At 64.2% G+C, this 9,275-nt stretch carries 11 protein-coding genes and 1 pseudogene; 7 read left to right on the top strand and 5 right to left on the bottom strand.

Annotated features, from left to right (window positions below; all coding sequences use genetic code 11):
• Positions 1–1,539, top strand: a pseudogene (locus VIB55_RS00235) (hypothetical protein); the annotation flags it as partial.
• A gap of 54 nt (positions 1,540–1,593) precedes the next feature.
• Here the strand turns inward: VIB55_RS00235 and VIB55_RS00240 are convergent.
• Positions 1,594–1,770, bottom strand: coding sequence for a hypothetical protein (locus tag VIB55_RS00240; protein ID WP_331874645.1), 177 nt, complete (start codon positions 1,768–1,770; stop codon positions 1,594–1,596).
• A gap of 232 nt (positions 1,771–2,002) precedes the next feature.
• Here VIB55_RS00240 and VIB55_RS00245 point away from each other — a divergent pair, with 232 nt between their 5' ends.
• The 5 genes from VIB55_RS00245 (at position 2,003) to VIB55_RS00265 (ending at position 5,470) form a co-directional block, all read left to right on the top strand.
• Positions 2,003–2,209: a hypothetical protein gene (locus VIB55_RS00245; RefSeq protein WP_331874646.1), complete on the top strand. Its 207-nt coding sequence runs from the start codon at positions 2,003–2,005 to the stop codon at positions 2,207–2,209.
• A gap of 48 nt (positions 2,210–2,257) precedes the next feature.
• A complete protein-coding gene (locus tag VIB55_RS00250) occupies positions 2,258–3,157 on the top strand; it encodes a hypothetical protein (protein WP_331874647.1) in 900 nt (299 codons plus the stop codon).
• Between the two features lie 36 nt (positions 3,158–3,193).
• Complete coding sequence (locus VIB55_RS00255) at positions 3,194–3,334, top strand: hypothetical protein (RefSeq protein WP_331874648.1); 141 nt, start codon at positions 3,194–3,196, stop codon at positions 3,332–3,334.
• 335 nt (positions 3,335–3,669) lie between these two features.
• Positions 3,670–4,071 carry a hypothetical protein gene (locus tag VIB55_RS00260; RefSeq protein WP_331874649.1) on the top strand — a complete coding sequence of 134 codons (402 nt, stop codon included), beginning with the start codon at positions 3,670–3,672 and terminating at the stop codon, positions 4,069–4,071.
• A gap of 157 nt (positions 4,072–4,228) precedes the next feature.
• On the top strand, positions 4,229–5,470 hold the full coding sequence (locus VIB55_RS00265) for a PQQ-binding-like beta-propeller repeat protein (protein ID WP_331874650.1): 1,242 nt from the start codon (positions 4,229–4,231) through the stop codon (positions 5,468–5,470).
• Between the two features lie 77 nt (positions 5,471–5,547).
• Here VIB55_RS00265 and VIB55_RS00270 read toward each other — a convergent pair whose 3' ends face one another.
• The 3 genes from VIB55_RS00270 to VIB55_RS00280 all read right to left on the bottom strand — a co-directional run bounded on the left by VIB55_RS00270 (position 5,548) and on the right by VIB55_RS00280 (position 7,648).
• Positions 5,548–5,904 carry a hypothetical protein gene (locus tag VIB55_RS00270; protein ID WP_331874651.1) on the bottom strand — a complete coding sequence of 119 codons (357 nt, stop codon included), beginning with the start codon at positions 5,902–5,904 and terminating at the stop codon, positions 5,548–5,550.
• A 26-nt stretch (positions 5,905–5,930) separates the two neighbouring features.
• The gene (locus VIB55_RS00275; protein ID WP_331874652.1) at positions 5,931–7,178 is read right to left on the bottom strand and encodes a DUF1343 domain-containing protein; all 1,248 of its coding nucleotides are present in this window, start codon (positions 7,176–7,178) and stop codon (positions 5,931–5,933) included.
• A gap of 101 nt (positions 7,179–7,279) precedes the next feature.
• Positions 7,280–7,648: a hypothetical protein gene (locus tag VIB55_RS00280; RefSeq protein ID WP_331874653.1), complete on the bottom strand. Its 369-nt coding sequence runs from the start codon at positions 7,646–7,648 to the stop codon at positions 7,280–7,282.
• Between the two features lie 210 nt (positions 7,649–7,858).
• Here VIB55_RS00280 and VIB55_RS00285 point away from each other — a divergent pair, with 210 nt between their 5' ends.
• Entirely contained in the window at positions 7,859–8,092 is a 234-nt protein-coding gene (locus VIB55_RS00285; RefSeq protein ID WP_331874654.1) for a hypothetical protein, read from the top strand.
• On the opposite strand, the gene VIB55_RS00290 is transcribed toward VIB55_RS00285, so the two are convergent.
• Positions 8,093–9,275: tetratricopeptide repeat protein (locus tag VIB55_RS00290; RefSeq protein ID WP_331874655.1), on the bottom strand; the 1,183-nt coding region annotated here is incomplete at its 5' end.

A 9,275-nucleotide genomic window follows, 5' to 3' on the forward strand; every position in this document is an offset into this window, starting at 1 on the left:
CGCAATTCGGTGTCTGTCCGCATTCCCAGATATGCTGAACGATACGGTCTCCAGCTTCCAACTTTCATTGAGAAGTCCGGGGTCGGCCCGATCATTGGGCCGAACGGTCCGATCTACACGTATATTGACGTCGGCTTCGTCTTAGATCAACCGAGCATCCAGGCGTTGCTGATGGGCGTAAACTTGTATGCCCAGCCGTTCCTGTTTCTGCGGGAGATACTTCAGAATTCGGTGGACACATGTCGACACCGTGCGGCGCTTCACGGGGCGAATCCCGAGCTTGGTACGTATGCTCCACAAATCGACATTCGGTTGTTCGAAGCGGATAATGCATCTTTCCTAGAGGTTTCAGATAACGGCATGGGAATGGACGAGCGTATAATCCGGACTTACTTTGCCCGCGTTGGTGTCAGCTACTACAAGTCGCCAGAATTCGTCCAACAACTCGCGAATCCCGAGATCAAGTTCAAGCCGGTATCCCAGTTCGGGATAGGCGTTCTGTCCGTGTTCATGGTTACAGAAAAGCTGATGGTGGAGACACGCCGGTTCGTGGAGGGCGCATCACCCCTAACGGTCGAGATAGCTGGTAAGGGCGAGTTGTTCTGGTTCAAACAAGGTCAGCGAACCCAGCCGGGGACGTCCCTCCGCCTGCGCGTAGAGCGGCCTCTTGATGAGATACTGCTGAAGCCGCCCGCACCTCACGCATCGCAGCTGCCAAGTGATAACACCCTCGCAACTCGCGTGCTGACGACCGTGTCGGAGGTTGCGCCACAGGTTGAGATTCCGATCAGGATTCTCCACGGAGAGGACGAGCGTTGGCATGCAAGAACACCAAAACCACTGCCCCAGTATTTGGCGGCTGAGCATCCGTATCTACGATCTATTCGCCTGGATTTGACGCGCGATGCTCCGCAGGGTTTGGATGGGACATGTGTTATATCGCTTTTGCAGGAACAGGGGAGGCTCGCAACGCAAGTCCCGTATTCCGGGGATTGGTACCGGCGGCACGGATATATCCAAGTCATTCCCGAACCTGGACGCCGATGTGAGCACCTGTACCACTCATCAGGGGCGATTATGAAGCAAACGTCCGAATGCAAACTGTCGCCAGGACGTGGCCAAGGCGTTGCGACACACCATAGTGACACGTGGCATGTGGCTTCAGACGGGAGACTTTGTCAACAAGGGTTTGCTGTGCCGTATCCCTTGTTCACGGGCCAAACCGCTCGATATGGCTTGAGGATTCCCGACCCGGCTAAGGTCGACTTCCAATTCCCGATATGGTTTGATATCAATCTGTCGGGTGAGTTCGTATTAGCCCTTTCTGCTGATCGGCAGAACGTGCTCTCCACGACAGAAACAAAAGCCGTGTGTGCTCGCATCGCTGAGATACTGCTCACGTTATTTTTAGAGGCACTCGGGAGGGAGGAAGTTGCGGCGTCAGGGGCGTTCTTCGACTACCTGACCCTCGTCCCCGGTGACTCACTTTTGAGATCTGCTGTGCAGACGTATCTGTCCGCGACAGGGAAAAGGTCATAATCCGCGAGGCAGGGCCGCAGCCGCAGCGCAACGCACCGCGGCTGCGAGAGGGGATCAAAGGGCGAGCCTCCGCACCACCTCACGTGCACCTTTCCTGTACGCCGTCAGGCAAACCAACTCGCCCGCCGCGTCCCGCACCTCCCAGAAGCGGCTCTTGTCCTGTTTCTGGATCGAGTAGCCGGCTTGCTGCTCCAGCGTGGACCTCGGCGGGACCGTGTGCTCCACAACCATGGTGGCTCCAATCCTCTTGACCCGTGCCGCCCAGCAGGGCTACCGTTGTCGGCGGGCGGCTTTCGAGTCGTTCTGGTGAGGCTGGTCGATTCTTCTTGGCGGGAGAGCGGCCAGCCTTCTTCTTTGCCCTGCGGGTATCATTGTAATACCGCGCGGCGCGTTTGTCAACGCTACGATACCAACGGCGATGGACTTCAAAGCGGCAGCCGAGGTACTGCTCGGAACACAGCCCGTGACGGCGATCGACATCGCCGAGCGGCTCGGGAAGGACCCGCACACGATTCGCCGCGCGCGGATGAGCGGGCCGAACGCGCGCTCGGCGCCGAAGGGGTGGGAGGCGGTGGTGGCGGACCTGGCGGAGAAGCATGCGGGGGACTTGGAGCGCCGGGTGCAGGAGCTTCATGCCCTCGCAAGACAACTGCGCGAAAGACGGGTGTAGTTGGCCCACGTTACAGCAACTCACTTACTTTTCTCTAGGGAGTCGTACGTGCAGCAGAGTTATGGTGAAGAAGATCTTGACGTCGGTTCGTTCAAGGCCGGAACGGTGCGGGTTTTGGGAATCCATGCGCTGCCTGCACTGTATCCGCGCCTTGGAATACAACTCGGGTGGGTGCTTCGCGAGATCCCAGCCAGTGAAGGACAATTCCGGTCAGGCGGGCTGAAAGACTATAAGGTGATGGGGTGCGCAGGGGATCTACGCGTTGGGCGGGATACGACCGTTGTTGGCCCTCTCCATCCTGCGGAGGGACAGGTCGATATGCGCTCATCACCTTATCACTCAGAGTCTCATTTGATGTTGGCATGCGAGCTTAACCTCAGGCAGATTGAGCAGTATGAGCAACTGAGGACAGGTGGCGCTGCCGAGTTTTCTCTCGCGCTCTGGCCGGTGGTGGTGCAGAGCGGTGAGCAGGTAACGGCTCGCGTTCGACCATTTTCGTTTCGCATACCGCAGGACATGTGGATCGCGTTTCTGTCGTCGATCAAATATGGGGAATACGACATTCTGGAAGTTCGACGTCCAACGGCAGACATCGGCGCGTTCTCGGAGATCCGTGATCAACTGCACAGTGCTCGGCTCCGTGCAGAGCGCGGAGATTACAGTGGATGCGTTTCCGCTTCGCGAACGGCTCTTGAACGTGCCATCCAAGAGTCAAAGGGAAGCGCACCATCGTTGAGGGAGGTGCTCGTCGCCCGAACAGATGCATCTCGTGGGGACGCCTATAACTCCATCGTAAGCAAGGCGAAGGAATTGTGTAACCGAGCTGTCCACAAACCCGAGAGCAGCTTTTCGTACTCACGCCATGAGGCATTGTTTATCGTGCGAGTAGTCGAATCCAGCATCGCTCTGCTTGGGCAGTTAGGCCCCTATGATAACAACGGGTCATAGCGGCGGAGGTAGCAGAGATCGGATCGCCGCGCGCGGATGAGCGGGCCGAACGCGCGCTCGGCGCCGACGGGGTGGGAGGCAGTGGTGGCGGACCTGGCGGAGAAGCACGCGGATGAGTTGGAGCGGCGGGTTGGGCACCTTCGGAACCTAGTTCGGGACCTGCGGCGCGAAGAGTAGGAATCACCTACATCGATTATCCGTTCCCCTTGATGAAGGTCAACTCATGTCCTCGACAGTAGATCCGAACCCGCCGCAGACCCGAGCTGTTCTGCGCGGTATCGTGATAGCGACGCTCGTGCTGACCTGCTCAGCCGCGGCGGGTTATGGGTGGCGCAGAGGCTGGGGCACGGTTCCCGTAGAGCAACCGCAAACAGCACAGCCCGGCCCGCATTCCCTCGATACGGCGCGGGTGGCCAACTCGCCGCCGGCCCCCATCCCATCGGGAGTGGAATCGGCTTTGCTGGCCGAATCGCCGATCGAACAGCAGCAATCAGCGCCGACTCACGACTCGGTTGCGTCGCCTGCAATCCGGTTCAGACCTCGTAAAGGGCTACCAGACGCTGACTCCCCCCGAGGACCCGCCCCTCGAGATCACGCCGCCACCGGCTGAGATCCCATCCACCGAAGTGCTCTCGGAGCTACTCTACGGTCAAGAACTGATCGCGAAGAACTTCTGGGGAAACTACGGGTGGTTGGTTGAGGCGGGAGAAATAATGGAGTTGAGGGTGGATGCGGCCTGGGACGACCCGGAGAATCGTTCGAATGGCGTCTACATCACGTTTGTGGTGATGGCGGACGGGAAAGGCATGCGCGCATCGGGGTTATTGCGCTTCTACGGCGATGGTACCGAGGGGAGCGGCTACGCGGTCCGGGACTTCACTCCGCAGAAGGTGGAGCGGGTGGGTAGTTGGTGAGGCCCTGATCCGCAGGCTTTTCTCACGCGGCATCGACTCGCGGTGGAACGCGTTCACGACGCCAGGCACCATCCCCAGCGACGGGTTCATCCGTGGGCCGGGGCAGGTGTACCCGCGGGCCCAACGCAACCGGCTAATCCAGAATGGCGATTCGCACGTGGGCACCACCCGCAGTGATTTTGTCTCCGCCGAACTGCGGCGCGCGCCCGAAGACCCGATGCCGCTCCACGGTAGAAGAATGACCACCAGAGCCGTGCTCAGGATGGGCGGGTTGGCCGGTGCGCTGACTGCCCTGCTCGCAGGTAGCGGGTGTGAGGTCGAGCCCACGAGGCCCGTATCTGCCGACAGCGTCCGCGTGGCGTGGAGCACGCCGCTGGACGGCAGGACGGAGGTGATCACGCCTCGTTTCCATTCCGTTGCCGCAGACGGACAGCGTCTCTACGTCCTGTGGCGGGGGGTGGTCGCCTACGATCTGGACAGCGGAGCCCAGCTCTGGCGCGCAGCCGGCGGGTCAGCCGCGGATAACGTAGTCGTGCGGGACGGCCGGGTCTTCACCTCCGCGGCTGTTGCTCGGGCACTCGACGGGGCCACGGGTGCTGAACTGTGGTCATTCACGCCCGACAGCTCTGCCGACGCCACCAGCGCAGTCGATGAACTCTCGTTCTACATCGCGAGCGAGTCACGGCGCCTCTATGCCCTCGACGTTGCAACGGGCCAGCCGCGCTGGTCGACGGAGGTCCTGCCCACGGGGCCGTACAAGGGTGCGATCCCGGTCGGGATCGTCGCGCACGGGGACACGTTGTATGTCTCTCTCGTCGAGGACACCTCGCCCACGGGACACCTGAAGCGCGGGTGGATCGTGGCCGTGGACCGCAACGACGGAAAGATCCTGTGGCGGTACGTGAACGAGCGTCAAGGTGAGCCGCACGATGCTGGAAGGCACGCGGTAGCCGGCCGCATGCTCCTGGTGAACGACCTCAACGGCGGCGCCTTCTTTGGAGTGGACCGGTTCACCGGCAAAGAGGTATGGCGCCACATCGGGCGGGCCGATCTCCTTGGGGCCTGGGACGTGTTCCAGGTGGCGGATGGAGTGGCGTACCTCGCGTCGGGCGACACGTACGCGTACGCCTTCGATCCGGAGACCGGCAAGATCCACTGGAAGCATGACTTGCGGGCCAGCGCCAATTCCTCGGCCGTGTGCGGCAACTACGTGTTCGCGGCGGCGGGCTCTCTGCACATGCTCAACCGCTCGACCGGCAAGCAGGAGGCGGCGCTGTTCCTGGACGAGTGGGGATATGTCCAATCCAATGATTTCGTAGTGTCGCGGCTGCTCTCGCACGGCGGGCGGGTGTATTTCGTGGGGAACAACGCCGTGTACGCCGTCGAGTGCAGCCGTTGACCATCCCACACCCCGATCCCCCGTGGGTGTTATGAGTGCCGCGCTTAATCAAGAGACCTGACGTTGCTCCTACCTGTTCAGGGCGATCGTTCCGCCGCGCGCCGCAACCGGGCCAGCTCTCGCCCGGGGTAGGGCAGGTCGGGGTGGTCCAAGTACTCGGGCGGCAGCGTGTCCCAGAACGGTGCCCATATCCGGTCGAGCAGCGCCTGACGCGCCGGGTCCGACGACCACACCATGATTGAGACGTCCCTCGTTTCTGTTCGAAGATCGTCGTCATCATCCGCCCCAAACGATCTCAGAACCCAGCCTCGCTCCTCCACTGGCATGGTGCCAAGGAGTTCCTCCAGCGCATCGACGTCGAATTGCCGCGCCAGCTGCTTTCGCACCTCAGGGGCGAGCTGCACCGCGTGCGGGCTGAACGAATGCTGAACCATGATGAAGCCTCCAAGCTCCGGCGTGACTACGGGTAGAGCAGGTACGGCTTGCGAGCCTCGCGGAACTCCTCGGCCTCGCGGTCCCACTCGTCCAGCAGGGGGAGGAGCGTGCCTCCTTCGATGGCGAGCCGCACCCTGTCGGAGCCGGTAAGGCGGTCGATGGTCCGCGTCCAGGCGAAGTCGCGCGGGTGCTGCCGGCGGATCTCGTCGATGAGCAGGAGCGCCGTGCGCACGGGACGGTACGCCTGCCGGTCGGTGACGACGAGGCGGATGCCGGGAATGGCCTGGCCCGGGAACTTCCGCGCCGTGGGCTCCATCTGCAGCGTGACCGCCTCGAAGCGGATCCCCGGGAGCTGCTTCGCGTTCATGATGGACGCGACCCTCGGCGCGTCGAGCCACGCGGCCCCGACCTGCTCGAAGGGCCGGTCCGTCCCCCGCCCCTCGGCGATGGTGGTGCCCTCGAAGTACACCGTTCCGGGGTAGCTCGTCAGCGCGGCGAGGGAGCGCAGGTTCGGTGACGGGTTCACCCATGGGAGCCCGGTTTCATCCTGCCATTGCAAGCGCCGCCACCCCGCCACCCGCGCCACGATGAGGTTCGCGCCGATCCCGTGCTTCTGGTTGAAGAGGGTGGCGAGCTCGCCCACCGTCATCCCGTGGCGCGCCGGGATCGGGTACATCCCCACGAACGACGCGAACCTGGGATCGAGCAGGGCGCCCTCCACGATCTCGCCCCCGATGGGATTGGGCCGGTCGAGCACCACGAACGGAATCCCCTTGGCCTTCGCGGCCTGCATGGCGAGCGCCATCGTGGAGACGTACGTCCAGGTGCGCCCGCCGACTTCCTGTAGATCGTACACCAGCACGTCCACGTCCTTCAGCATCGCGGGCGTGGGGGCGCGGTCCTCGGACAGGTACAGGGAGTAGACCGGCACCCCCGTCTTCGCATCGACCTCGTCCTGGATGTGCTCCCCGTCCATCACGTTCCCGCGGATGCCGTGCTCGGGAGCCAGGAGCGCCACCAGCTTCAGCTCCGGGTGCTGCGCGATCAGGTCGATGACCGGCGTCCGCGCCCGGTCGATCGCGCTGTGGTTGGTGATGAGCCCCACGCGCTTCCCCCGCACCTCCGCCGGCAGGTCTGCCAGGAAGGTCTCGATGCCGGGCCGCACCGCCGTCGCCGCGGCCGGAGAAGTGGCGGCCGCGGCCTGGTCCGCTGGAGCACGAGCCGGAGTTTGGCAGGCGGCGAGCAGCAGGAGCGCGGGAGCGAAGGCTTTCATCGGCTCTCGGGGGCGGCGGGGAATGGATGGCTAACAATACGACTCCCCCACGCGATCGAAACCCCCCGGCTGCCGGCGCCCACTCGGCCCGCCGGCCGTCCTCACCACGGATGCTTGCGCACCAGGCCCAGCCAACCGGGCGCGGGCTGGCGCGCGGTGGCGTAGATGTACTCCAGCGAGTCGGCCAGCACGGCGACGGCCCGCGTCTTCTCCAGGCGGGGAAGGTCCGACAACAGCTCGCGCGCCGCGGCCACCTGCGAGGGCTCCCGCCCGCGACGCTCGCGCACGTACCACGCAAGCAGCCGCGCACGTACGCGAGCCTGCGGGGTGCTCCCTCCGATGAACTTGTACAGGGTGCTGTGCCCCACCCCGATCTCCTGGGCGGCCGCGCGGATGGACGTGCTGGCCGACCGCTCGCGCACGTAGGCGCGCAGCGCATCCACGGAAATTTCTTCGGGTCCCTCGCTCATGTGCTCTCGTCTGCCCGGGACGGGGGGATCGTAGAACCTGACTACGAGTGTATCGCGTTCTGACGGGTACGGAGAACTCGCGTTCCGCCATCAGCGCCGGGGTGACGGCGGGACGGCGGCGTTCCCCGCCGATGCTGGCGGCTCAGGTATGGTCCGGTTATCGTTTGCGCGCGCCCTCCTGGCGTCTTTCCCTCGCGAACGGAGTTCTCCATGAAGATCACTCGCGCGCTCATTCCGGCCGCGCTCCTCTGCGCCGCCCTCGCCTCCTGCACATCCGATTCTCCGGCCGGGATCGAATCCGGTACAGCGCGGGAGAACAGCGGGATCATGTTCGGCTCGGGGAACCGCGGCGCGGGGCAGGATAGCACCACTTCTACGACGTCGACGGAAACGGCACCCTCAGACACTACCGGCCGCGGCATCACGCTCGGCTCCGGGAACTAATCACGCTACCCACTCGCGCCTGAGTGCGGACCGCGATTCTCGCTGTCGACTTGGATCCCAACGGGACAGGCGGGCTGTGGCTGCTGTGATCAGTTCACGAAAAGCGTGGGCGTCCGGATCTATCTCGGGTTCGACGCCCATTCTGGCTCCCACCTTCTGCAGGACTGCTCTCGCAGCTTCCTCAAGTATTGCATCGTGTCGGGAGCGCGCGAGCTTGCAAGCCGCGGTCGCGTCCTCTGACGCCAGCAGCCAGTCGCCCCCGGCACGCGCTGCTTCGGCGAGATGGATGAGTCCGGGTCCCAAGCACTCCGGGCGTTCTGACAGGACGCTGATTAGGCGCCGTCGACCCTGACGGAAAAATCCAGTGCGACCTGATGAAGTGCGAGCGCGGAGGTAGAGAGCCGCGGTCACGGCTCTCTGACCGTCATTTGTGACCGACGTCACTTGGCGGAGGAGACTGGCGGCGCTGTAATGACGTGTGCAGATCAGCAGATATCCGACGTCTGCGACGAACAATGGCAGCCGCGGATGGTGCTTCGGATACCAGGTCAGGGCCCGCCACGCGTGGAGCCCCGCATCTCCGAACAGGTGGGATTCCGTAAGTAAGGTAAAGATGTCGTGCTGCGCCTCGGCGGCGAGCCATTCCAGGCCCTGGCGCATGGCCGCGACCGAGCCGCGGTTGTAGTGCTTGCGGGCGCGCTCCACGTCGCCGAGCGTATGCCACAACCTGCCGTAGCCCAGCTGCGCCCGCGTGTACTCCACGCTGGCGTCCGCGCCGCGCGCCAGCCCGATGGCGCGCTGGAACCACAGGTCGGCCCGGGCAAACTCGCCGGCGTTGCGCGTCAGGCGCCCGGCATGGTTGGCGAACGCCGCGTCGGAGCCGTCCAGCACCGCGGCGGCCTCGGCGAAGAGGATGGCGGTCTGCGCGTGCCCGTTTCGCTCGGCCCAGCGCGCGATCTCGGCGCACGCCGCCGCCACCTCCCGGCCGGCTGCCGTGAGGGGCGAGCGCGTGATGGACAGCAGCCCGTCCAGTGCCGCGCGTAGCTCCGGGGCCGCCGCGCGGGCATCCCGCAGCCGCGACTCGGCCGCGAGCCGCGGGTGCGGGTGAAACAGCTCCGCCCGGCGCGGCACGGGTGTCTGCAGCCACGCCCGCACGTGCCGAATCCCCTGCCACAGCACCAGC

It is taken from the genome of Longimicrobium sp. (genome assembly GCF_036554565.1).
In the GTDB taxonomy this organism is placed as follows: domain Bacteria; phylum Gemmatimonadota; class Gemmatimonadetes; order Longimicrobiales; family Longimicrobiaceae; genus Longimicrobium.